22 protein-coding genes are annotated in these 23,466 nt (G+C 35.1%); 14 read left to right on the top strand and 8 right to left on the bottom strand.

The window, feature by feature from the left end:
• Positions 1 to 18: 18 nt before the first annotated feature.
• The 8 genes from ACFQ13_RS02775 to porX all read right to left on the bottom strand — a co-directional run bounded on the left by ACFQ13_RS02775 (position 19) and on the right by porX (position 7,475).
• Positions 19 to 1,398 carry a nucleotide sugar dehydrogenase gene (locus tag ACFQ13_RS02775; protein ID WP_386113753.1) on the bottom strand — a complete coding sequence of 460 codons (1,380 nt, stop codon included), beginning with the start codon at positions 1,396 to 1,398 and terminating at the stop codon, positions 19 to 21.
• A 139-nt stretch (positions 1,399 to 1,537) separates the two neighbouring features.
• Positions 1,538 to 2,557, bottom strand: a complete 1,020-nt coding sequence (locus tag ACFQ13_RS02770; protein ID WP_386113751.1) for an NAD-dependent epimerase — start codon at positions 2,555 to 2,557, stop codon at positions 1,538 to 1,540.
• Positions 2,558 to 2,626: 69 nt separating this feature from the next.
• On the bottom strand, positions 2,627 to 3,007 hold the full coding sequence (locus ACFQ13_RS02765) for a hypothetical protein (RefSeq protein WP_386113750.1): 381 nt from the start codon (positions 3,005 to 3,007) through the stop codon (positions 2,627 to 2,629).
• 36 nt (positions 3,008 to 3,043) lie between these two features.
• A complete protein-coding gene (locus ACFQ13_RS02760; RefSeq protein WP_386113748.1) occupies positions 3,044 to 4,243 on the bottom strand; it encodes an alanine dehydrogenase in 1,200 nt (399 codons plus the stop codon).
• A gap of 194 nt (positions 4,244 to 4,437) precedes the next feature.
• Positions 4,438 to 4,908 carry a hypothetical protein gene (locus tag ACFQ13_RS02755; RefSeq protein ID WP_386113746.1) on the bottom strand — a complete coding sequence of 157 codons (471 nt, stop codon included), beginning with the start codon at positions 4,906 to 4,908 and terminating at the stop codon, positions 4,438 to 4,440.
• A 25-nt stretch (positions 4,909 to 4,933) separates the two neighbouring features.
• Positions 4,934 to 5,080, bottom strand: a complete 147-nt coding sequence (locus tag ACFQ13_RS02750; protein ID WP_181858409.1) for a hypothetical protein — start codon at positions 5,078 to 5,080, stop codon at positions 4,934 to 4,936.
• Between the two features lie 194 nt (positions 5,081 to 5,274).
• Positions 5,275 to 5,691, bottom strand: a complete 417-nt coding sequence (gene tsaE / locus ACFQ13_RS02745) for a tRNA (adenosine(37)-N6)-threonylcarbamoyltransferase complex ATPase subunit type 1 TsaE (protein ID WP_386113744.1) — start codon at positions 5,689 to 5,691, stop codon at positions 5,275 to 5,277.
• A gap of 236 nt (positions 5,692 to 5,927) precedes the next feature.
• Positions 5,928 to 7,475: a T9SS response regulator signal transducer PorX gene (gene porX / locus ACFQ13_RS02740; RefSeq protein WP_386113743.1), complete on the bottom strand. Its 1,548-nt coding sequence runs from the start codon at positions 7,473 to 7,475 to the stop codon at positions 5,928 to 5,930.
• A 41-nt stretch (positions 7,476 to 7,516) separates the two neighbouring features.
• Here porX and ACFQ13_RS02735 point away from each other — a divergent pair, with 41 nt between their 5' ends.
• The 14 genes from ACFQ13_RS02735 to hisB all read left to right on the top strand — a co-directional run bounded on the left by ACFQ13_RS02735 (position 7,517) and on the right by hisB (position 23,454).
• Entirely contained in the window at positions 7,517 to 8,746 is a 1,230-nt protein-coding gene (locus ACFQ13_RS02735; RefSeq protein ID WP_386114127.1) for an HD domain-containing protein, read from the top strand.
• A gap of 51 nt (positions 8,747 to 8,797) precedes the next feature.
• Positions 8,798 to 9,826, top strand: a complete 1,029-nt coding sequence (gene lpxD / locus ACFQ13_RS02730; RefSeq protein ID WP_386113741.1) for a UDP-3-O-(3-hydroxymyristoyl)glucosamine N-acyltransferase — start codon at positions 8,798 to 8,800, stop codon at positions 9,824 to 9,826.
• A complete protein-coding gene (locus tag ACFQ13_RS02725; protein ID WP_386113739.1) occupies positions 9,813 to 11,219 on the top strand; it encodes a bifunctional UDP-3-O-[3-hydroxymyristoyl] N-acetylglucosamine deacetylase/3-hydroxyacyl-ACP dehydratase in 1,407 nt (468 codons plus the stop codon). Before lpxD ends, ACFQ13_RS02725 begins: the two co-directional genes overlap by 14 nt.
• A gap of 129 nt (positions 11,220 to 11,348) precedes the next feature.
• Complete coding sequence (gene lpxA / locus ACFQ13_RS02720) at positions 11,349 to 12,134, top strand: acyl-ACP--UDP-N-acetylglucosamine O-acyltransferase (RefSeq protein WP_114310324.1); 786 nt, start codon at positions 11,349 to 11,351, stop codon at positions 12,132 to 12,134.
• Between the two features lie 57 nt (positions 12,135 to 12,191).
• The gene (gene efp / locus ACFQ13_RS02715; RefSeq protein ID WP_114310323.1) at positions 12,192 to 12,758 is read left to right on the top strand and encodes an elongation factor P; all 567 of its coding nucleotides are present in this window, start codon (positions 12,192 to 12,194) and stop codon (positions 12,756 to 12,758) included.
• A 68-nt stretch (positions 12,759 to 12,826) separates the two neighbouring features.
• On the top strand, positions 12,827 to 13,762 hold the full coding sequence (locus tag ACFQ13_RS02710; protein ID WP_386113737.1) for a UDP-3-O-(3-hydroxymyristoyl)glucosamine N-acyltransferase: 936 nt from the start codon (positions 12,827 to 12,829) through the stop codon (positions 13,760 to 13,762).
• A gap of 240 nt (positions 13,763 to 14,002) precedes the next feature.
• Positions 14,003 to 14,875 carry a succinate--CoA ligase subunit alpha gene (gene sucD, locus ACFQ13_RS02705; RefSeq protein ID WP_114310321.1) on the top strand — a complete coding sequence of 291 codons (873 nt, stop codon included), beginning with the start codon at positions 14,003 to 14,005 and terminating at the stop codon, positions 14,873 to 14,875.
• A 119-nt stretch (positions 14,876 to 14,994) separates the two neighbouring features.
• Positions 14,995 to 15,741, top strand: a complete 747-nt coding sequence (gene fabG, locus ACFQ13_RS02700) for a 3-oxoacyl-[acyl-carrier-protein] reductase (protein WP_114310320.1) — start codon at positions 14,995 to 14,997, stop codon at positions 15,739 to 15,741.
• A 44-nt stretch (positions 15,742 to 15,785) separates the two neighbouring features.
• A complete protein-coding gene (locus ACFQ13_RS02695) occupies positions 15,786 to 17,819 on the top strand; it encodes a VWA domain-containing protein (protein WP_386113734.1) in 2,034 nt (677 codons plus the stop codon).
• 9 nt (positions 17,820 to 17,828) lie between these two features.
• Positions 17,829 to 18,644 carry a prohibitin family protein gene (locus tag ACFQ13_RS02690; protein WP_114310318.1) on the top strand — a complete coding sequence of 272 codons (816 nt, stop codon included), beginning with the start codon at positions 17,829 to 17,831 and terminating at the stop codon, positions 18,642 to 18,644.
• Between the two features lie 270 nt (positions 18,645 to 18,914).
• Positions 18,915 to 19,772 (top strand): ATP phosphoribosyltransferase, encoded by an 858-nt coding sequence (gene hisG, locus ACFQ13_RS02685; protein WP_386113731.1) that lies wholly within the window; start codon positions 18,915 to 18,917, stop codon positions 19,770 to 19,772.
• Between the two features lie 47 nt (positions 19,773 to 19,819).
• A complete protein-coding gene (hisD, locus tag ACFQ13_RS02680) occupies positions 19,820 to 21,106 on the top strand; it encodes a histidinol dehydrogenase (protein WP_386113728.1) in 1,287 nt (428 codons plus the stop codon).
• 58 nt (positions 21,107 to 21,164) lie between these two features.
• Complete coding sequence (gene hisC / locus ACFQ13_RS02675) at positions 21,165 to 22,208, top strand: histidinol-phosphate transaminase (RefSeq protein WP_386113725.1); 1,044 nt, start codon at positions 21,165 to 21,167, stop codon at positions 22,206 to 22,208.
• Between the two features lie 112 nt (positions 22,209 to 22,320).
• Positions 22,321 to 23,454: a bifunctional histidinol-phosphatase/imidazoleglycerol-phosphate dehydratase HisB gene (hisB, locus tag ACFQ13_RS02670; RefSeq protein WP_386113722.1), complete on the top strand. Its 1,134-nt coding sequence runs from the start codon at positions 22,321 to 22,323 to the stop codon at positions 23,452 to 23,454.
• Positions 23,455 to 23,466: the final 12 nt, after the last annotated feature.

Here is a 23,466-nt window from a genome sequence, read left to right as displayed (position 1 = left end):
TTATGACTTATAATTTAATTATTTTCCAATTGAAGAATATTCAAATCCAATAGCTTCCATTTCAGATTTATCTAAGATGTTTCTACCATCAAAAATAAAGGCTGGCTTTTTCATCTGATCGTAAACTTTCTGCCAATCGTAAGTTTTAAACTCATCCCATTCCGTCATAATCGCTACGGCATGTGCATCTTTAGTTGTTTCATACGGATCGTTAAACGAGGTAACTAAATCTTTGTTTTCGTCTTCCGAACGTGTATTTAGGTAGTTTAAATCATTTAAGACCTTTTGTTCATTCACTTTAGGGTCATAAACAGCAATATTGGCTTGTTCATTTAATAAATGATCCGCCACGTAAATGGCAGCTGATTCTCTAGTGTCGTTTGTGTCCTTTTTAAAGGCCCAACCTAACATTGCAATCTTTTTTCCAGACACGGTATTGTATAACGTGCTAATTAAATTGTCAGAAAAACGACGCTTTTGGTGATCGTTAAGAATAATTACTTGTTCCCAATAATCAGCAACTTCTGTAAGTCCGTAGCTACGCGCAATATAAACAAGGTTTAAAATGTCTTTTTGAAAACAAGATCCTCCAAAACCAATTGAAGCATTAAGGAATTTAGAACCGATACGAGAATCCATACCAATAGCTTTTGCAACTTCATTTACATTAGCTTCAGTATGTTCACATAGTTCAGAAATCGCATTTATAGAAGAAATACGTTGTGCTAAAAAGGCGTTTGCAGTAAGCTTTGATAATTCAGAAGACCAAACATTAGTTCTTAAAATGCGTTCTTGAGGCACCCAACTTCCGTAAACATTAGCAAGACTTTCAATAGCATCTTCAGATTCTCCACCAATTAACACACGGTCTGGATTAAGTAAATCTTCAATAGCTGTTCCTTCCGCTAAAAATTCAGGGTTAGATAGGATACTAAAGTTCACATCACTTCCTGTATTGTGTAGAATACTCTTAATTGCTTGAGCTGTTCTTACAGGTAACGTTGATTTTTCAACCACAATTTTATCTGTTGTAGCAACTTCAGCAATATTTCTAGCACAAAGTTCTACGTATTTTAAATCTGCAGCCATACCTTTTCCTTTTCCGTAGGTTTTGGTAGGGGTATTAACAGAAATGAAAATCATTTCAGACTCCTTAATAGCTTCGTCAATTGCAGTTGTGAAAAATAAATTTTTCCCTCTTGTTTCTTTTACTATTTCAGCTAGACCAGGCTCATATATAGGTAAGTTCGAAACATCTTCATCGTTCCATGCAGCAATACGCGCTTCATTGATGTCAACGATAGTTACTTTAATATTAGGATTTTTCTTTGCTATTACTGCCATTGTTGGTCCACCGACATAACCCGCGCCAATACAACAAATTTTTGTGATTTTCATGCTTTTAAGTTTATCTTATATTGTACTCAAGTATTATATATTGAGTTATTTACATTTAATGTTTAAGGGAGATGTTCTATTTAAGGAACCCGCCTCTAATACGAAGGTCAAAAATAATTTTTTTTTTTATTGTAGGGCCTTATTTGTAATATTCTTTGTACCAATCTATAAACATTTTTACACCCGCTTTAATAGATGTATTAGGTTGGTAATCGTAATCTTTAATTAGTTCGTCTACGTCGGCCCAAGTACGTTCAACATCTCCAGGTTGAATGTCCATCATGTTTTTCTCAGCAACCTTATCTAAATTCAATTCAATTTCTTGAATAAAGTCTAATAATTTTACGGAACTATTATTACCAATATTATAGAGTTTATAATACTCTTGATTGTCGATTCTAGTTTTTGGCGATTTCTCAATGACACGCACCACACCTTCCACAATATCATCTACATAAGTAAAATCGCGTTCCATTTTTCCGTGGTTAAAGACTTTAATAGGTCTGTTATTTACGATAGCATCTGTAAATAAAAACATGGCCATATCTGGTCGTCCCCAAGGGCCATAAACGGTAAAAAATCTTAATCCTGTTGTAGGGATTTTAAACAAATGACTGTAAGTATGCGCCATTAATTCATTAGATTTTTTTGTGGCCGCATAAAGACTAATAGGGTGGTCTACATTATCTGATGTAGAAAATGGAACTTTTTTGTTTGTACCATAAACACTAGAACTACTCGCGTAAACTAAATGCTTTATGTGGTAATCTCTACAGCATTCTAAAATATTTAGAAAACCAACCACGTTAGAATCTACATAAGCTTCCGGGTTCTCTAAACTATAACGAACACCGGCTTGCGCTGCAAGATTACATACAATGTCGAATTCTTCATTTTTGAATAGCTTTGGCAATTCCTCTCGATCTTCCAGATTCATTCGGATGAACTTAAAATCGCTAGTTTTACTTTGGCAAGTGTTATGAAACTTTAAGGCGTCTTCCTTAGCAATGCCCAATTCTGTTAATCGAGAAAGTTTAAGGTTTACGTCATAATAATCATTTAAATTATCTAAACCAAAAACATCATAACCTTTAGATATTAATAGTTTTGAGGTATGGTACCCAACAAAACCGGCTGCTCCTGTAACTAGAACTTTCATAATGAAATTGTATATTGTTAAGCCACTGTATTATTTAAGACCTTAGAAAGATCTATATATCAGTAATGCTTATGAGTTTGTTTTATATAAAATATTGAGAACTGTAGATACAGAGTCACAATTTTTAATCATTAATTCTAAATCCCGTTGCTTATAGCTGTTTTCTATACGGTACACTTTACAAGAATCAACGTTTGTTTGGCTATGAGAAAAATCTACTTCTCCAAATTTCACTAAATTTACAACAGTTGTAGAATCTAAAGCTTCTTTTTCAATAAAAAAAGCGGCTTTTTCAGAATATTGAAAAGGCTTAGAGCTGATGTTTTTAACGGTCCGCGCATTCGGACCATAATCACAAGAGGCATCTTTTCCATTCAAAAAAAATAACAAAAGAATTAAACCTAATGCAAAACCACCAAGATAGTAACCTAATCGATGTATAAATTTCATAGTAAATAAAATGACCTGTCTTTAAAGCAAGACCGTTTAGAAAATTAATAAATTGGCATCGCTATATTCTAAGCCAAACCATTCTGCAACGGATTTATTAGTTAAAATGCCGTGGTAAAAATACAACCCATTTTTTAAACCTCTGTCAAAACGCAAGGCATTTTCTATGCCACCATACTCACCAATCTCTAAGAGGTAAGGTGTAAAAATATTACTTATTGAAACTGAGGCTGTTCTAGAATAGCGTGCCGGAATATTAGGAACACAATAATGGATGACTCCATTATGATCAAACGTAGGATAATCATGAGAAGTCACTTCGCTGGTTTCAAAACAGCCGCCCATGTCAATACTTACATCGATAACCACGGAACCGGTTTTCATATGAGAAACCATACTTTCTGTAACCACAATCGGGGCTCTATTGGTACCGCGAACTGCACCTATAGCCACATCGCAACGCTTTAAGGCTTTTAAAATATTTTTAGGTTGCATGGTTGAGGTATAGATAGAGCGTCCTAGTTTGTTTTGCAGTCGACGTAATTTTGTGATAGAGCTATCAAATACTTTTACATTAACACCTAGACCAATAGCTGAACGTGCGGCGAATTCACCTACGGTTCCTGCGCCTAAAATAACGACTTCTGCCGGCGGAACACCGTTAATGTTCCCCATCATTAAACCATTACCACCGTTAACATTAGAGAGTAATTCCGAAGCAATTAATATGGATGCGGTTCCAGCGATTTCACTTAAGGAACTTACGGCAGGATATTGGCCGTCGTCATCTTTTATATATTCAAACGCTAAAGCGGTAATACGTTTTTTGGCTAGGGCTTCGAAATACGATTTACTTTGCGTTTTAATCTGTAATGCAGAAATTAAAAGCGTTTGTGGGTTAATCAGTTTTATTTCTTCTAAAGAAGGTGGTTCAACTTTAAGAATAATAGGGCAGGAGTAGACTTTTGCGGTGTCTTTTGTAACTTCTGCACCGGCGTCACTATAGCTTTTATCTTTAAAATTTGCCCCTTCTCCTGCGCCAGATTCAAACAATACACGGTGTCCATTAGCGGTTAATGCTGATACCGCGTCTGGAGTTAAGCAAACCCGACGTTCTTGGAATTCAGCTTCTTTAGGAATTCCGATAAAGAGTTCACCTTTCTTTTTTAAAATTTCTAAGGTTTCTTCCTGAGGTAATAACTGGGCTTTTGTAAATGGAGATAATGACATGCTCATTTGAAGTGACTGACTTTGGTTTGCTATTGCAATATAGCAAATACCATGAGATATTGATGGATTTAAATCAATTCAAATAAAAAAGGAAGTGTACTTAAGCGGTAATGGAATTATAGCTGTACCAGGAAACATAAGGCTTACCGTAATGTCATTAGAGTAAACGCCGTAGAATTTATAGCGATCTGAGACCTTGTCTAAAAATACTGTTTTATTCTACTCCAAACCCCTTTAGGTCTAATCATAAATTCCTCTTCCATTTCAGTTAGGGTTTTGTCGGCGTTATTGATTTTATTAAACATTTTGGCCCGTATTAAGTAAATGGACGGAAAAACGATAGCCATAAATGGAAGTAACCAAACAATATGTAGTTCGTCCATAAAAAGCACTTCATCATTAAAAGCACTAATGGTCTGAAACGAAAACATCACAATAGGAATTAACAAGGCATGGTACCACCAATGACGACAAGTTAGAAACCAAAGTAAGGATAACAATAACGGAACAAACTTCATCATTAGAACCCAGATCCCAACATTAGCACTTTTATAGTAATTGCTGTGGTAAGTCCCTATATAGGTGTCCCAAGTTTTTGTATCTGGTACGTACTCGTAGATATAAAACAAAAAGGGAGTTGCGGCAACTAAAGTTGCAACAATACTCCCCATAATAATTTTTCTTGTGTTGGATTTTTTATCCCCACGTTGGAATTTTAAGTTTTCTTTTGTCAACTTGCTGTGTAGTTTGTCCATCTAAGTCAATAATGTTAGTAGCTTGAGCAGTAAATAACATGCCTCCAAAGATTGCAATTGCTAATACGAGATTTTTTTTGTTTTTCATAATTTAAAGGGATTTAATTAATTAATATACTCCAAATGTAAGAAGCTTATACAGCTCTGACAAATGCGTGATTGTTAAAATCCAAGAAATCATGTACTTGTACTTACGGTTTTTCCGTAATTGGTCTTCGTTTTTGTAGGAATTTTACTAATAAAATTTTTTGCTTCAGCTTTTTTTGTTCGTTAAATGTGCGTTTATATAGTTAGTTTTATAGTTCTTTTATCCTCTTGTAAATCAGTAATAGTAAGGGTTTGGTGAGCTTCTGGAACTAAATCTTCAATGCGTTCTGACCATTCCATAAATAACCAGTGATCAGAATTTAAATAATCTTCAATTCCAAAGTTGTAAGCTTCTTCTATAGATTCAATACGATAAAAATCGAAATGATACACTTTATCGTCTGCTAAACTGTATTCATTAACTATTGAAAATGTAGGACTGCTTGCCTCATCATTACTATTCATCGCTTTTAAGAGCGCATTTATAAATGTGGTTTTTCCTGCTCCCATATCACCATTAAATAATACGGTCTTAGTGTGCAAGTGAGATAATACTGCTTCTGCAACTTTTTGAATGTCTTTAATATGGTAGGTGAATTCTAGTGTTTTCACAGTTTTTTTATGCATTTATAGAATACAATAGTAAGGATAAATTTCTTGTAAAACAAAGAGTGATTTGTATTTCGTCGGATATATTTGCGTTTTGAGGATTAATTTTGTGTTTTATTCCGTTTTTGAGCCTAAAAAAGTACGATAATTCAACACCCTAAATCTCATAAAAATAAAAATGCTTTGTCGTTGAAAGACAAAGCATTTAAAATATAGTTGTGTAAGTTCTCTTACAGTGTTTATTTCGGATCTAAGACTACAAATGGGATAATCATCTCCTCTAAAGAAACTCCGCCGTGTTGGTACGTATTTCTGTAATAACTTACATAATGATTAAAGTTATTTGGGTAGGCCAGGAATAAATCGCCCTTAGCAAAGATAAACGAACTACTCATGGTTAGGGCAGGGAGGTGAACCGATTTCGGATTTTTTATGGCAAGGACATCTTTATCTTGGTACGTAAGACTTCGACCTGTTTTGTAACGTAAATTTAAACTAGTGTCTCTATCGCCAATCACTTTTGTAGGAGCTTTTACATTTATAGTTCCATGGTCTGTGGTTAATATAAGCTTAAATCCTAATTGTTGTGAAAGCTGAATCATTTCTAATAAAGGTGAATTTTTAAACCAACTCACTGTTAAAGAACGGTAAGCTTTATCATTAGAAGCGAGCTCTTTTACAACTTCCATCTCTGTTTTAGAATGCGAAAGCATATCTACAAAGTTGTAAACTATAACGCTTAAATCATTTTCCTTTAGAGATTTGAAGTTTTCGACTAGTTTTTTTCCAGATTTTAGATTTGTAATCTTATGATACTCATGTTTAATATGGCCTAGGCCTAAACGCTTCAGTTGTTCTCTTAGAAAATCGCCTTCGTGTAAGTTTTTTCCACCATCATCGGTATCGTTTTTCCAATATTGCGGAAATAAACTTTCCATATCAGCAGGCATTAAACCTGAAAAAATAGCGTTTCGTGCATATTGGGTTGCGGTAGGTAAGATGCTATAGAATGCAAGTTCAGATGCTTTTTTGTAATAATTATTGACTATGGGCTCAAAAGCTTTCCATTGGTCGTAGCGTAAATTGTCTATAACGACTAAAACAGTGGGTTGCTTATCGCTTAACTCAGGCACCACTTTATCTTTAAATAAGGTGTGCGACATTATTGGGGCGTCTTCATTAGGCTGAAACCAATCTTCATAATTTTTTTCAATAAACTTCCCAAATTGCATATTGGCTTCCGTTTTCTGTGACTCTAGAATAGCTGTCATGCCCACATCTTCAATGTTTTCAAGCTCTAGCTCCCAATAGATAAGCTTTTGGTATAGGTCTATCCATTCTTCGTAAGAATTCACCATAGATAAATCCATAGCAATCTTTCTAAACTCCTGTTGGTAATTAGAACTGGTTTTTTCAGATATTAAACGGGAATGGTCTAAGTTCTTCTTTAAACTCAATAATATTTGATTCGGATTAACGGGCTTAATAAGGTAGTCCGCTATTTTATTTCCAATGGCTTCTTCCATTATATATTCTTCCTCACTTTTGGTAATCATAACGATAGGTAAGTTCGCACGACGTTCCTTAATTTCGTTTAGGGTTTCTAAGCCGGTGAGTCCAGGCATATTTTCGTCTAGAAACACAATATCAAAATTTGTATCGTTAATAATTTCAAGAGCTTCTGTACCACTTTGACACTTGGTCACTTGATAGCCTTTTTGCTCTAAAAAGATAATATGAGGCTTTAATAAATCTATTTCATCGTCAACCCAAAGAATATTTATCATGTTGTGGTATATTTGTTATCTAATTAGTGAATTTTTACATTTTGCCTACAAATAATAAGCTTAAAATATTTAACGATCCAATTTACGGATTTATTACGATTCCGAATACTTTAATATTCGACATCATTCAACATAAATATTTTCAACGATTACGTCGTATTAGTCAAATGGGATTATCTTATTTGGTTTATCCTGGCGCTCACCACACCCGTTTTCATCATGCTCTAGGTTGTATGCATTTAATGCAGAAAGCCGTGAATGTACTTCGTTTTAAGGGAGTTGTGATTTCTGAAGAGGAGGAAAATGGTTTGTTAATTGCAATTCTTTTACATGATATTGGACATGGACCGTTTTCACATGCCATGGAACATAGCCTTGTTGATGATATCTCTCACGAAGAAATTTCGCTGCGTTTTATGCAAGAACTCAATCATGAGTTTAACGGAAGTTTAACTTTAGCCATCTCTATTTTTAAGAAAGAATATCCGCGGCAATTTATGTGCGAACTTATTTCGAGTCAATTAGACATGGATCGTGCGGACTATTTAAAGCGAGATAGTTTTTATACGGGCGTGGCCGAAGGAAACATTAATAGCGAGCGTTTAATTACCATGCTTAATGTAAAGGAAGATCAGCTGGTCTTGGAGGAAAAAGGTATCTTAAGTGTTGAGAAATTTTTAATAGCACGCGGATTTATGTACTGGCAAGTTTACCTGCACAAAACAAGTGTGGTGGCAGAGCAGTTATTAGTACGTATTTTAAAACGTGCCAAAGAACTGGTGTCTCAAGGGGTGAACTTAAGATGTAGCGAGGCATTATTTTATTTTTTAAGTTCTGAAATTAACGCCGATAGTTTTGATGCGCATACCTTAAAGGTGTTTTCAAAATTAGACGATTATGATATTGTGGCGGCAATGAAAGATTGGCAAAGTCATGAGGATTTTGTGCTGAGTAATCTTTGTCAAATGATTTTAGATCGAAATCTTTTAAAAATAAAGGTGAAAAATAAACCAATTGCCGAAGCAAATCTCGAATCACATTCTAAAGCCTTAATTAAAAAGTATAATATTTCTGAAGCCGAAGCGGCCTATTTTGTTTTTAAAGGACGCTTAGTAAATCAGGCCTATGAGAATAAATTTCAGAAGATTAAGATCTTATTTAAGACCGGAAAAATTAAAGATATCGTTAAGGCTTCCGATCAATTAAACCTAAAAGCACTCAGTAAACCAATTACAAAATATTATATGTGCTATCCTAAAAAGAAAATGTGATCCTTTTTTTCTATTTTTGCGGAAACAAACCGTGCCATTAAAATCAATTTTTTGAAATTTACAGCAGAACAAATCGCAGGTATTTTAGAAGGAACCGTTGTTGGTGATCCTCAAATTGAAGTTTTTAAACTCTCTAAGATTGAAGAGGGAACAGAGGGATCCTTAACATTTTTATCCAACTTAAAATACACACCATATATATATAAGACTGAAGCCTCCATTACGATTGTTAATGCAGATTTTCAGCCAGAGAAACCAATTACAACAACTCTTATTAAGGTAGAAGATGCCTATGCAGGCTTCACCAAGTTGTTAGAATATTACGATCGTATTAAGTCTTTAAAAACAGGTATTGAACAACCAAGTTTTATTGATGCGTCCGTAACCATACCAGAGACCGCTTATGTTGGGGCCTTTGCTTACGTAGGAAATAATGTAAGTGTTGGTGAAAATGTAAAAATTTACCCTAATGCTTTTGTAGGTGATAATGTGGTGCTAGGAGAAAACACTACAATTTACCCAGGAGGGAAAGTCTATTCAGACTGTATTTTAGGTAAAAACTGTGTTATCAATTCAGGTGTCATTATTGGTGCCGATGGTTTTGGTTTCGCACCAGCTAAAGACGGAAGCTATTCTAAAGTACCACAAACAGGTAATGTTATTTTAGAAGATGATGTAGATGTAGGCGCTGGGACCACTATAGATCGTGCCACCTTAGGGTCTACAATTTTAAGACAAGGTGTAAAGTTAGACAACCAAATTCAAATTGCGCATAACGTAGAAATTGGTAAAAATACAGTTATTGCAGCCCAAACCGGAGTTGCAGGGTCTACCAAAATCGGAGAGCATTGCCAAATTGGAGGGCAAGTAGGGATCGCAGGACACCTCACTATTGGGAATAACGTAAAAATACAAGCGCAATCTGGTATTGCGAGAAATATAAAGGATAACGAAGTATTACAAGGATCACCAGCCTATGGTTATGGGGATTTTAATAAGTCTTATGTATATTTTAAAAATTTACCTAAACTTGCTAAAACTATTAACGAATTAGAAAAAAAAGTAGATGGCCATCATTAAAACGGAAACGAAGCAAAAAACCATTGAAAAAGAAGTAACACTAACAGGTGTAGGACTTCATACTGGTGCAAATGTAAAATTAGTATTTAAACCTGGCGTTGAGAATTCAGGATTTGTATTTCAACGTGTAGATTTAGAGGGAGAGCCTAAGATTGAAGCTGATGCCAACTATGTTACAAGTACACAACGTGGTACATGTATGGAGAAAAATGGCGTAACCATTCAAACTTGTGAGCACGTGCTTGCAGCTTTAGTGGGGATGGATATTGACAACGCTATTATTGAATTAGATGCTTCGGAACCGCCAATTATGGATGGGTCTTCTAAATTCTTTGTTGAAGCAATTGAAGCTGCTGGTATTGTAGAACAAGAAGCTTTTAGAGAAGAATATGAAATTACACAAGTGGTTTCTTATACAGATGAAGAGTCTGGAAGTGAAATTATCTTAATGCCTTCAAGTTCTTACCAAATTACAACCATGGTAGATTTTGGGACTAAGGTTTTAGGAACACAGAATGCGACACTCAATACGTTGTCGGATTTTAAGTCCGATATCGCAAACGCAAGAACCTTCAGTTTTTTACATGAAATTGAAATGCTTTTAGAGCATGGCTTAATTAAAGGTGGAGACTTGAACAACGCTATTGTCTATGTAGATAAAGAGTTGTCACCAGGAACAATGGACAAACTTAGAGTCGCCTTTAATAAGGATAACATCGCGGTGAAGCCAAACGGTATTTTAGATAACTTAACTTTACATTACCCTAATGAAGCCGCTCGCCATAAACTATTAGATGTTTTAGGAGATTTAGCACTTATTGGGACGCGTATAAGAGGTAAGGTTATCGCTAATAAACCAGGACATTTTGTAAACACACAGTTTGCAAAGAAAATGTCTAAATTGATTAAAAACGAAAGACGAAACAATGTACCTCAAATCGATTTGAATGCAACACCGATTATGGATGTTAATCAAATCATGGACATGTTACCGCACAGACAACCTTTTTTATTACTTGATAAGGTTTTTGAATTGTCAGACAGTCACGTTATCGGGATGAAAAATGTAACCATGAACGAAGAGTTCTTTAAAGGTCATTTCCCTGGAGCTCCAGTTATGCCTGGTGTTCTTATTGTTGAAGCGATGGCTCAGACGGGTGGAATTTTAGTCTTAAGTACTGTTCCAGATCCAGAAAACTACTTAACCTTTTTCATGAAAATGGATAAAGTTAAATTTAAGCAAAAAGTAGTTCCTGGAGATACCTTAATTTTCAAATGTTCGTTAATTACACCAATTAGACGTGGTATTTGTCATATGCAAGGTTATGCTTACGCCAACGGAAAATTATGTGCTGAAGCGGAGTTAATGGCTCAGATTTCAAAAGTAAAATAAAAACTAAGCCGCCATATCGCGGCTTAGTAACTCATATAAAAACGAACGTTTAGGGCTTATCCCATTGATAAGTTGCGTTCTATAAAGTGTTGCTATTTATAGCCCTTTATTAAAATAAAAATTAGAATAATGAATCAACCTTTAGCATACGTACATCCGGGAGCAAAGATTGCGAAGAATGTAGTAATAGAGCCTTTTACAACTATACATAATAATGTAAAAATTGGTGAAGGCACTTGGATAGGAAGTAACGTAACGATAATGGAAGGGGCGCGTATTGGAAAAAACTGTAATATTTTTCCTGGCGCCGTGATTTCTGCTGTACCTCAAGATTTAAAATACAACGACGAAGATACAACCGTAGAAATTGGTGATAATGTCACCATTAGAGAGTGTGTAACCATTAACCGTGGAACGACCGATAAAATGAAAACGGTTATTGGCGATAATTGTTTAATTATGGCCTACTGTCATATTGCTCACGATTGTATTGTAGGGAATAACTGTATTTTTTCTAACAACAGTACCTTAGCAGGACATATTAACGTTGGGGATTACGTGGTTTTAGCAGGGATGACAGCTGTACACCAGTTTTGTTCTATTGGTAACCACGCCTTTGTAACAGGTGGGTCTTTAGTAAGAAAAGATGTTCCTCCTTATGTAAAAGCAGCAAGAGAGCCATTGTCTTATGTCGGTATTAACTCTGTAGGCTTAAGACGTAGAGGCTATAGCACGGAGAAAATAAGAGAGATTCAGAATATTTATAGAATATTATATCAAAAGAATTATAATAACACACAAGCTTCAGATTTAATTGAAGCTGAAATGGAGGCCACTCCAGAACGCGATGAAATTTTGCAGTTTATTAAAAACTCGCATCGTGGAATTATGAAAGGTTATTTCAAATCAAACTAAAACACAGAAATAAACTTTCATTATTAAAGAATAACAAATAAACAATTAAATCATTTTATGGCAACGACATCAGATATTAGAAACGGATTATGTATCAGATACAACAACGATATTTATAAAATTGTAGAATTCTTACATGTAAAACCAGGAAAAGGTCCTGCTTTTGTAAGAACGAAAATGAAAAGTGTAACGACAGGAAAAGTTTTAGATAATACGTTTTCAGCAGGTCATAAAATTGAAGATGTACGTGTAGAAACGCATAAGTTTCAGTATTTATATAATGACGGTGAGTTCTATCATTTTATGAATGAAGCGGATTATACGCAGATTAGATTATTAGAGTCTGCTATAGACAGAACTGACCTTATGAAAGAAGGGGAAGTGGTAACCATTCAAATTAATACTGAAGACAATATGCCACTTTCTGTAGAGTTACCAGCATCGGTAATTTTAGAAGTTACAGCTACAGAACCTGGGGTAAAAGGAAATACAGCAACGAATGCCACTAAGCCTGCTACGGTAGAGTCTGGTGCAGAAGTTAACGTACCACTTTTTATCAACGAAGGGGATAAAATTAAAGTTGAAACTGAAAAAGGAACGTATAAAGAGCGTATTAAAGAATAAGGAATTTTTAATGTTGCAAGTTGCTTAACTTTAAGGAACTTGCAACAATTCCCTTGTAAATTCAAAACATGAAGTTTCCAAAACCTTATACTTTAAAAGAAATTGCCGCATTAATTGACTGTGATTTTAAAGGCGACGAGAATTTTGAAATTCTTGGCATTAATGAAATTCATGTTGTAGAACCCGGCGATATTGTTTTTGTAGATCACCCAAAGTATTACGACAAAGCCTTGCAATCTGCCGCTACTATTGTTTTAATTAATAAAGAGGTTGACTGTCCTGAGGGAAAAGCTCTTTTAATTTCAGAAGATCCTTTTAGAGATTTTAATAAAATCACGGAACATTTTAAACCATTTAAAGCGTCTCACAGTGCAATAGCTGCTGATGCCGTAATTGGTGAAGGAACGGTGATTCAACCCAATTGTTTTATAGGTCACAATGTTACTATTGGTAAAAACTGTGTCATTCATGCTAATGTTAGTATTTATGATGATGCCGTTATTGGTGATGGAGTTACCATTCACGCCGGAACAATTTTAGGGGCAAGTGCCTTTTATTATAAAAACAGACCTGAAGGCTATGATCAATTAAAATCTGGTGGTCGTGTTGTAATTAAAGACCATGTAGATATTGGTGCGCTTTGTACTATAGATCGTGGAGTTACTGGAGATACGACTATTGGTGAAGGTTCTAAATTGGATAATCAAATCCAAATTGGCCATGATACACTGATAGGAAAAAAATGTTTAATTGCATCGCAAACTGGTATTGCAGGTTGTGTTGTGGTTGAAGATAATGTTACCATTTGGGGACAAGTAGGAGTGAAAAGTGGAATTACCATTAAGAAAGGTTCCGTATTATACGCGCAATCTGGAGTAGGTAATACAACCGAAGAAGGAAAAACTTATTTTGGAAGTCCGGCACAAGAAGCCCGACTTTCGTTTAAAGAAATGGCTTACATTAAAAAGATTCCTGAAATACTTCAAAAATTAAAAAATCTATAAAGCGGTAACACTACTGTTTTGCTCTAAAAAGCAGAGTAGAAGGTGATAGAAAAATAAATATTGAAGTCAAAATTCAGACAAAAATTGAAAATTGAGATCTAAATAAGAAAGGAAGCTTTAAAGGCAGTACTTCTATCAGGTCTCACATCGAAATAAAATTAAAAAAGAGGTCGCTTTTGCGTTAGAAATCTCTTATTTTTGCACAACAAAAATTATAAAACTTTAAATACACAATAGCAAATGAGCGTTTTAGTTAATAAGAATTCTAAGATTATAGTTCAAGGGTTTACTGGTAGTGAAGGAACATTTCACGCAGAGCAAATGATTGAATACGGTACTAACGTCGTTGGAGGTGTAACTCCAGGTAAAGGTGGTCAAACACACTTAGACAAACCTGTTTTTAACACAGTTTCAGAAGCTGTTGAGAAAGTTGGTGCAGACACAACCATTATTTTTGTACCACCAGCATTTGCTGCTGATGCTATTATGGAAGCTGCTGACGCAGGTATTAAAGTGATTATTACAATTACAGAAGGAATTCCTGTTGCTGATATGATTAAAGCATCAGATTATATAAAAGGAAAAGATTGTCGTTTAGTAGGTCCTAACTGTCCTGGTGTAATTACACCTGGTGAAGCTAAAGTTGGTATTATGCCAGGTTTTGTTTTCAAAAAAGGAAATGTAGGTATTGTTTCTAAATCAGGAACATTAACATACGAAGCTGCTGACCAAGTTGTAAAACAAGGTTTAGGAATTACAACTGCAATCGGTATTGGTGGTGATCCAATTATCGGAACAACAACTAAAGAAGCTGTGGAATTATTAATCAATGATCCAGAAACAGAAGCTGTTGTTATGATCGGTGAAATTGGAGGTCAATTAGAAGCTGATGCTGCACAATGGTATAAAGCAAGTGGAAGCAACAAGCCTGTAGTAGGTTTTATTGCTGGTGAAACTGCTCCTGCTGGTCGTACAATGGGACATGCTGGTGCTATTGTAGGTGGTAGTGATGATACTGCTCAAGCTAAAAAGAAAATTATGGCAGAATGTGGAATCCACGTTGTAGATTCTCCTGCTGAAATTGGGAAAAAAGTAGCAGAAGTTTTAGGCTAATTTTACCCACATAAAACTGTTAAAAACCTTACAAAATCTTGTGAGGTTTTTTTAATTCATGCAATTTGTATTGATTATCTTTGATTACAACAACTATAAGAACTAACGATTAACACATTATGAAATTATTAGAAGGAAAAACGGCTATCATTACCGGAGCAAGTCGTGGTATCGGTAAAGGAATTGCCGAAGTTTTTGCACAACATGGTGCTAATGTTGCATTTACATACAGTTCTTCTGTAGAAGCAGCAAATGCCCTTGAAAAAGAATTGAATACCTTAGGAGTAAAAGCAAAAGGTTACCAAAGTAATGCCGCTAATTTTGAGGAGTCTCAAAAATTAGCAGAAGCGGTATTAGAAGAATTTGGTGCTATAGATATATTAGTAAACAATGCAGGGATCACTAAAGATAACTTACTTATGCGAATGGGTGAGGAGGATTTTGATAAAGTGATTGAAGTGAATTTAAAATCGGTATTTAACATGACTAAAGCGGTACAGCGTACCATGTTAAAACAACGTAAAGGCTCAATTATTAACATGAGTTCTGTGGTTGGTGTTAAAGGAAATGCCGGACAAACTAACTATGCCGCTTCAAAAGCAGGGATTATAGGATTCTCTAAATCTGTAGCCTTAGAATTAGGTTCTCGTAATATTAGATCTAATGTTATCGCTCCTGGTTTTATTGAAACGGAAATGACCGCTAAACTTGATGAAGAAACTGTAAAAGGTTGGAGAAGTGCTATTCCTTTAAAACGTGGTGGTTCTCCTGAAGATATCGCAAATGCTTGTGTCTTTTTAGCGAGTGATTTAAGTGCTTATGTTACAGGACAAACACTTAATGTAGATGGTGGAATGTTAACCTAATAAACCTTAGTTTTATTCCATAACTATTATTTAAATTGATTTTAATGAGTTCTTTAACTCTATTATACATAACAATTGCTGCCATAACAGCGCTAGTATTAGCGCTGTTTCAGTATATATATAAATCGAAATTAAAGTCCAAGTTAAAATATGTTCTTACGGGTTTAAGAGCCCTTGCTATTTTTGGGATTCTTTTAGTGCTCATCAATCCAACCTTTGAGTCGTTTACCTATTTTTATGAAAAACCCACCTTGGTTATTGCTGTAGATGACTCAGAATCTATTGCTTATCTTAATCAAGAAGAAAATGCGAAATCTGCTTTAAAGTTTATAGAACAACACAAAGGTTTACAGGAGCGCTTTAATCTTCAAACCTATCGCTTTGGTAAAGAGGTCAACACTTTTGACAGTCTTAATTTTAAAGCTTCACAAACAAATATAAGTGCAGCCTTAAAGCACTTTAATGAAATTTACAGTCAACAAACAGCTCCAGTAGTACTTTTAACCGATGGTAATCAGACCTTTGGTTCAGACTATAGTTATCAATCAAAGCTCAATATTCAAGCCATATACCCGGTAATTCTCGGGGATTCTACGGTGTATTCAGACTTAAGCTTAAAGCAAGTGAATACCAATCGGTATGTGTATTTAAAAAATAAATTTCCGGTTGAAATTATTGCCAATTATAACGGAAATGACGCTGTAGAAACGGAACTTAAAATTTGGGCTGGAAATACACTGGTCTTTAAAAAAACATTAGAGTTAAATCCTTTAAAATCTTCAGAAATTGTTTCTGCTATTTTGCCCGCTAATAGTGTAGGGGTAAAGACCTATCGTGTGGAGTTGGAGGCCTTGAAAGATGAAAAAAATACGGTTAATAACAGTAATAATTTTGCTGTAGAAGTTATTGACCAAAAAACAAATGTCGCCATCATTTATGAGCGCTTACATCCTGATTTAGGGGCGCTTAAAAAGGCTATTGAAAGTAATGAGCAGCGTAGCGCTAGCATTTTACGCCCTCAAGAGGTGTTAAGTAAATTAGATGACTATCAATTGTTTATCTTGTATCAACCTGATGCTAAATTTAGTGCGCTATTAAAAGTACTGCAAGAGCAGAACAGTAATATCTTTACGATTGCTGGGGAAACTACGGATTGGAATTTTCTAAATAACAATCAAAAATTTTTAGAACAAAAAGTCACCAATCAAACCGAGGACTTTTTAGCAACGCTAAACCAAAACTATAGCACCTTTATCGTTGAAAATTTAGATTTTGAAAGTTTTCCGCCTTTACGCTCCGAGTTTGGCGCCTTCACTGTTAAAGTCCCTTTTGAAACCTTATTGTATAAAAATGTTAATGGGATTACCACTAAATCCGTACTATTAGCAACTTTTGAAGCTGAAAACACCAAGCATGCGATCTTAAATGGAGAAGGCTTATGGCGTTGGCGAGCTCAATCTTTTTTAAATAGAAATAGCTTCAACAATTTTGATGAATTTATAAGCAAGTTGGTGCAGTATCTCAGTTCTAATAAAAAGAGGAGGCGTTTAAATGTGGATTATAAATCATTTTATAACGGGAATGATGATCTGGTCATTTCAGCACAATATTTTAATAAAAATTTTGAATTTGATGCTGAAGCGTCATTAAGTATTGTTTTAGAAAAGAAGGACGATGGTACGGTAAAAGAAATTCCAATGTTAATCCATAACGGTAATTATACAGTAGACTTAAGTGGTACCAAGGCGGGGGCTTATGATTTTAAGATTAAGCATAATTCTGAAAATGTATCAGCCAGTGGTTCGTTTAAAATCTTAGATTATAATGTAGAGCAGCAATTTTTAAATGCAGATTTAGAGAAGCTAAATACCTTGGCAGATAAGAGCAGCGGAAAAGCTTACTTTGCGACACAAACAGAGGCTTTAATAACACAATTATTAAATGATAATCGTTATCAAACCATTCAGAAAAGCACCAAAAAAATCGTACCTTTGATAGAATGGGAATATCTACTCCTTATAATTGCATTATGCTTAATTATAGAGTGGTTTATTAGGAAATATAACGGATTAATATAAAAATATAAGATGGAAAAATTACCAAAAATTGGATTACCGATTTTAATAGGCGTTGTGCTTTTAATTATTGTTTTAGCAAAATCAGCTGTAACTCTAGACTCTGGTCATGCAGGAGTATTATATGAAACCCTAAGAGGCGGTGTAGATTCTAATAAAGAACCTTTAGGTCCAGGATTTCATGTTATCGCCCCATGGAACCGAGTGATTGATTATGAAACACGTCAGCAAGAAGTACCAGAAAAAATGTCTGTGTTATCATCAAACGGTTTAGATATTAAATTAGACGCTTCGGTGTTGTACCAACCGGATTATAAAAATCTAGGACGTTTACATAACGAAAAAGGAGAAGATTATTTAAGTCGCGTGCTTCAGCCAGCAATCCGAAGTGCCGCGAGAAGTGTGGTTGGACGTTATACACCAGAGCAACTTTACTCTAGTAAAAGAGATGCGATTCAAGAAGAGATTTTTGAAGAGACAAAGAAAATTGTAGAACCTCAATTTATTCAGTTAAATGATATTTTAATTAGAGATGTCACCTTACCACCTACAATTAAACAAGCTATTGAAAGAAAGTTAAAGCAAGAGCAAGAGTCTTTAGAATATGAGTTTAGACTTGTAACTGCACAGAAAGAAGCTGAAAAAGTTATTATTGAAGCACAAGGTAAAGCAGATGCAAACCGAATCTTAAGTGCTTCTTTAACAGATAAGATCCTCCAGGATAAAGGTATTGAGGCGACTGTAAAACTTTCAGAATCACCAAATAGTAAAGTGGTTATTATAGGTTCTGGAGAAAGTGGAATGCCTATAATATTAGGAAATCAGTAATAAAATACAGGCTATAATAATATTTTGTTAAAAATTAAAACTTTATGGCCTTTCATTAGGATTTATAAATTTTAATTGAAGATATTTGTAGTATCAAATAAAAGACATGACATTTATTCAATTACATCATCATTTTCATACTAGCAATCAAGCGAGGTGAATCTGTATTGAATAAATTCAACATATATTATAAAAACCCGTTTGAGAAATCAGATGGGTTTTTTGTTTTTAAAATACGCACTGAAATCTCAGACATAACAACAACAAACCATGAGTAAATTAAAAATTGCAGTTCAAAAATCGGGTCGTCTTAATGAAGACTCAATGAAAATTTTAAAAGAGATTGGTATTTCTGTCGATAATGGAAAAGATCAGTTAAAAGCCTCAGCGCGTAATTTTCCTTTAGAGGTTTTTTACCTTAGAAATGGCGATATTCCACAATATCTAAGAGACGGCGTTGTAGATGCTGCTATTATTGGAGAGAATGTTTTAATAGAGAAAGGAAACGATCTAAAAATTGTAGAGCGTCTAGGATTTTCAAAATGTAAAGTGTCTATTGCTGTACCAAAATCTTCTGAATTAAAGAGCCTTAAGGATTTAGATGGCAAGCGTATAGCGACATCTTATCCTAATACGGTGAATCAGTTTTTGGAAAAAGCAGGCGTAAAAGCCAATTTGCACATTATAAATGGCTCTGTTGAAATTGCTCCGAATATTGGATTGGCAGATGGGATTTGTGATATCGTTTCAAGCGGAAGTACACTGTTTAAAAATGGACTTAAAGAAGTGGAGGTGCTGCTAAAATCTGAAGCGGTTTTAGCAACCTCACCTAAAATTTCAGAAGAAAATCAAGTCTTAATTGATAAATTACAATTCCGCTTAAAGTCCGTTTTAAAAGGGCGTGAAAGCAAGTATATCTTATTAAATGCTCCAAATGATAAATTAGATGATATTATTGGAATTTTACCAGGTATGAACAGTCCATCTATTTTACCATTAGCTAGAGAAGGGTGGAGCTCTATGCACTCCGTGATTGATAAAAATGATTTTTGGAATGTTATTGATGAATTAAAAGCGAATGGTGCTGAAGGAATTTTAGTTTGTCCTATTGAAAACATGGTGCTTTAAGCGAACACTGCACGAGTAAATGCCTTAACCTTGATTTTAGAAAGAAGATGAAATTATATAGCAATCCAGACCGATCAGATTGGTCAGAAATATTAAAAAGACCCACTCAAACCGTTGGAGATATTGAAGCCACGGTAAACGAGGTGTTCAATGCGGTGGCGGAAAATGGCGACCTAGCCATTGCAGACTATACGTCTAAATTTGATGGCGTAGTTTTAGAAAAACCTGTAGTTTCAGCTCAAGAAATTGAAGTCGCTAAAACGAAGGTATCTGAATCTTTAAAAAACGCCATTGCTTTAGCAAAACGTAATATTGAAGCTTTTCACAGTGCTCAAAAAACGGATAAAGTTACGGTGGATACCATGCCTGGTGTAACGTGTTGGCAAGAGAAACGGCCTATACAAAAGGTTGGTCTTTATATTCCTGGGGGAACGGCGCCTTTATTTTCAACAGTATTAATGTTAGCGGTTCCGGCGCAAATTGCGGGATGTAAAGAGATTGTATTGTGTTCACCACCGAATAAGGAGGGCAATATTGCGCCTGAAATTTTATATGCGGCTAATCTTTGTGGCGTGACTAAAATTATAAAAGTAGGAGGGATACAAGCCATTGCGGGTTTAACCTTTGGAACCAAAAGTATTCCACAGGTTTACAAAATTTTTGGTCCAGGAAATCAGTTTGTTACGGTGGCAAAGCAAATTGCAACTAAATATGGTGTAGCTATAGATATGCCAGCAGGACCAAGTGAATTATTAGTCATGGCCGATACGACGGCTAATGCGGCTTTTGTGGCTTCAGATCTTTTAAGTCAGGCGGAACACGGTAGTGATAGTCAAGTTATTTTAGTAACAACTTCGGAAGAATTTGCTAAAGCAGTATCTGAGGAAGTTGAGGAGCAATTAGCGGTCTTACCAAGAAAAGATATGGCAGAACAGGCTATTGCCAACTCAAAAACAATTGTAGTAGATACAAATACAACAGCTATAGATTTGATTAATGCATATGGTCCAGAACATTTTATCGTGGCCACAGCAGATAATGATTTTTTCGTCAACGAAATTAGTAACGCAGGGTCGGTATTTATTGGCGATTATACGCCTGAAAGTGCCGGAGATTATGCTTCAGGGACCAATCATACGCTACCTACTAATGGGTTTTCCAAAGCCTACTCCGGAGTCAATTTAGATAGTTTTCAAAAGAGTATGACATTTCAGAACATCTCGAAAGAAGGAATTCAGAATATAGGAAAAGCCATAGAGCTAATGGCGGAAGCCGAAGGTTTGCAAGCCCATAAAAATGCGGTAACTTTAAGATTAAAGGAATTAGAAAAATAATTTAACAGCACTTCGAGTGATTTCGAGGTAAAAGGCGTTGTATCGAGAAGCAATAAAAATGAAAAATTTCAACTTAAATAATCTCATTAGAGATAATATTAAATCTATAAAACCGTATTCTTCAGCACGAGATGAATACCAGGATGTTACTACGGATATGGTTTTTATTGATGCCAATGAAAATCCATTTACTACAACGGTAAATCGTTATCCTGATCCGCAGCAAACAACGGTTAAGGAACGTTTGGCAACCCTAAAAGGTTTGGGGACATCTCATATTTTATTAGGAAATGGGAGTGACGAAGTTTTAGACTTAATTTTTAGAGCCTTCTGTGAACCTAAAACAGACAAAATCATGACGTTGCCACCCACTTACGGAATGTATAATGTGTTGGCGAACCTCAATGCGGTTGAAAATATAGAAGTAGAATTAGAGGCCGATTTTCAACCTAAGGTTCAAGACATTTTGGAGTTGAGTACAGCACAAACAAAGCTATTATTTTTATGCTCGCCTAATAATCCAACCGCCAATAGTTTTGAAGCCGAGCGCATAGAAAAATTAATTCAGAATTTTCCAGGTTTAGTGGTTATAGACGAAGCCTATATCGATTTTTCAACGGAAGAAAGTTGGTTAAGTCGCTTACATGAATTTCCAAATTTAATTGTTACCCAAACCTTATCTAAAGCCTATGGATTAGCGGGAATTAGATTAGGAATCTGTTACGCTTCAACCGATATAATTTCAGTTTTAAATACAATAAAACCACCGTATAACATCAATCAGCTAAGTCAGAATAAGGCCTTAGAACGCTTAAATGCTTTAGAGGACATTGATAATGAGGTGAAAAGTATTATTTTAGAACGTGGAGTTTTAAATCAAGCCTTGCAGACTATTGATTTTGTTTCAGCCGTTTATCCATCGGATGCTAATTTTATTTTAGCGAAAGTTGATGATGCTAATAAACGCTATCAGCAACTCGTAAACCAAGGTATCGTGGTGCGCAACCGAACCAATCAGCCCTTATGCGAAAATTGTTTGCGCTTTTCAGTGGGTACCAAAGAAGAGAATGAAAAACTAATACAAACATTAAAAACATTGTAAATCATCGTTAGGATAAAGCTTGTTTTACGATTAAAATAGAATCCCTTAGGGCATTACTTTTTTTATGTGCCCCAAGAAATAAAATCAACCTAAACGATACTAATAAAAACAGATGAAGCCAGTACTATTCATAGACCGCGACGGAACTTTAATAAAAGAGCCTGCAGACGAACAAATTGATGGGTTTGAAAAATTAGAGTTTTACCCAAAAGTATTTCAATATTTAAGTAAAATCGCCAAAGAGCTTAATTTTGAAATTGTTATGATTACCAATCAAGATGGTTTAGGCACCGAGGTGTATCCTGAGGAGACGTTTTGGCCGGTTCATAATTTTGTCCTTAAAACTTTTGAAGGAGAAGGTGTTGTCTTTAAAGAACAATTTATTGACCGTACTTTTGCGAAAGATAATGCCCCAACGCGTAAACCTAATACAGGCTTGCTCACTAAGTATCTCTCGGAGGATTACGATTTAAAAAACTCCTTTGTTATTGGCGATCGTCTTACGGACGTAGAATTGGCTAAAAATCTTGGCGCCAAAGGTATTTTTATCAATGACAATACCAATTTAGGAACTGATGAAGTGACTGTGAGTCAGACGGCATTAGACGCTTTCATTGCCTTAGAAACGAATGATTGGGAAGCTATTTATAAGTTCTTAAAAACAACAGAACGTGTTGGTAGTATTGAAAGAAACACCAATGAAACAAAAATTAAAATCGATTTAAATCTCGATGGCACGGGGAAGAGTAACATTGATACAGGCATTGCGTTTTTTGATCACATGCTTGATCAAATAGCACGTCATGGTCAGCTCGATTTAGATATTAAAGTGAATGGCGATCTTGAAGTTGATGAGCACCACACTATTGAAGATACGGCCATTGCATTAGGAGAAGTGTTTGCTAGCACTTTAGGAAATAAACTAGGAATAGAACGTTACGGGTTTTCGTTACCTATGGACGACTGTTTAGCCCAAGTAGGCATTGATTTTGGAGGTCGAAATTGGTTAGTTTGGGAAGCGGAATTTAAACGCGAAATGATAGGTAAAATGCCTACTGAAATGTTCTTTCACTTCTTTAAGTCCTTCACCGATGGGGCCAAGTGTAATTTAAATATTAAAGTGGAAGGTGATAACGAACACCATAAAATTGAAGCCATTTTTAAAGCCTTTGCAAAAGCGATTAAAATGGCTGTAAAACAAGACGTAGAAAAAATGATTTTACCGTCTACTAAAGGGATGTTATAACATTTTAATAAG

The organism is Winogradskyella rapida, from assembly GCF_042675845.1.
Classification (GTDB): domain Bacteria; phylum Bacteroidota; class Bacteroidia; order Flavobacteriales; family Flavobacteriaceae; genus Winogradskyella; species Winogradskyella rapida.
The sequence above is the reverse complement of the archived record's forward strand: the minus strand, read 5'-3'. Positions and strand labels throughout refer to the sequence as shown.

Excerpts from the sequence above, each read along its gene's own strand:
- ACFQ13_RS02775 (WP_386113753.1), bottom strand. The coding sequence starts at position 1,398 with ATGAAAATCACAAAAATTTGTTGTATTGGCGCGGGTTATGTCGGTGGA.
- ACFQ13_RS02770 (WP_386113751.1), bottom strand. The coding sequence starts at position 2,557 with ATGAAAGTTCTAGTTACAGGAGCAGCCGGTTTTGTTGGGTACCATACC.
- ACFQ13_RS02765 (WP_386113750.1), bottom strand. The coding sequence starts at position 3,007 with ATGAAATTTATACATCGATTAGGTTACTATCTTGGTGGTTTTGCATTA.
- ACFQ13_RS02760 (WP_386113748.1), bottom strand. The coding sequence starts at position 4,243 with ATGAGCATGTCATTATCTCCATTTACAAAAGCCCAGTTATTACCTCAG.
- ACFQ13_RS02755 (WP_386113746.1), bottom strand. The coding sequence starts at position 4,908 with ATGGGGAGTATTGTTGCAACTTTAGTTGCCGCAACTCCCTTTTTGTTT.
- ACFQ13_RS02750 (WP_181858409.1), bottom strand. The coding sequence starts at position 5,080 with ATGAAAAACAAAAAAAATCTCGTATTAGCAATTGCAATCTTTGGAGGC.
- porX (WP_386113743.1), bottom strand. The coding sequence starts at position 7,475 with ATGATAAATATTCTTTGGGTTGACGATGAAATAGATTTATTAAAGCCT.
- ACFQ13_RS02725 (WP_386113739.1), top strand. The coding sequence starts at position 9,813 with ATGGCCATCATTAAAACGGAAACGAAGCAAAAAACCATTGAAAAAGAA.
- lpxA (WP_114310324.1), top strand. The coding sequence starts at position 11,349 with ATGAATCAACCTTTAGCATACGTACATCCGGGAGCAAAGATTGCGAAG.
- efp (WP_114310323.1), top strand. The coding sequence starts at position 12,192 with ATGGCAACGACATCAGATATTAGAAACGGATTATGTATCAGATACAAC.
- ACFQ13_RS02710 (WP_386113737.1), top strand. The coding sequence starts at position 12,827 with ATGAAGTTTCCAAAACCTTATACTTTAAAAGAAATTGCCGCATTAATT.
- sucD (WP_114310321.1), top strand. The coding sequence starts at position 14,003 with ATGAGCGTTTTAGTTAATAAGAATTCTAAGATTATAGTTCAAGGGTTT.
- fabG (WP_114310320.1), top strand. The coding sequence starts at position 14,995 with ATGAAATTATTAGAAGGAAAAACGGCTATCATTACCGGAGCAAGTCGT.
- ACFQ13_RS02695 (WP_386113734.1), top strand. The coding sequence starts at position 15,786 with ATGAGTTCTTTAACTCTATTATACATAACAATTGCTGCCATAACAGCG.
- ACFQ13_RS02690 (WP_114310318.1), top strand. The coding sequence starts at position 17,829 with ATGGAAAAATTACCAAAAATTGGATTACCGATTTTAATAGGCGTTGTG.
- hisG (WP_386113731.1), top strand. The coding sequence starts at position 18,915 with ATGAGTAAATTAAAAATTGCAGTTCAAAAATCGGGTCGTCTTAATGAA.
- hisD (WP_386113728.1), top strand. The coding sequence starts at position 19,820 with ATGAAATTATATAGCAATCCAGACCGATCAGATTGGTCAGAAATATTA.
- hisC (WP_386113725.1), top strand. The coding sequence starts at position 21,165 with ATGAAAAATTTCAACTTAAATAATCTCATTAGAGATAATATTAAATCT.
- hisB (WP_386113722.1), top strand. The coding sequence starts at position 22,321 with ATGAAGCCAGTACTATTCATAGACCGCGACGGAACTTTAATAAAAGAG.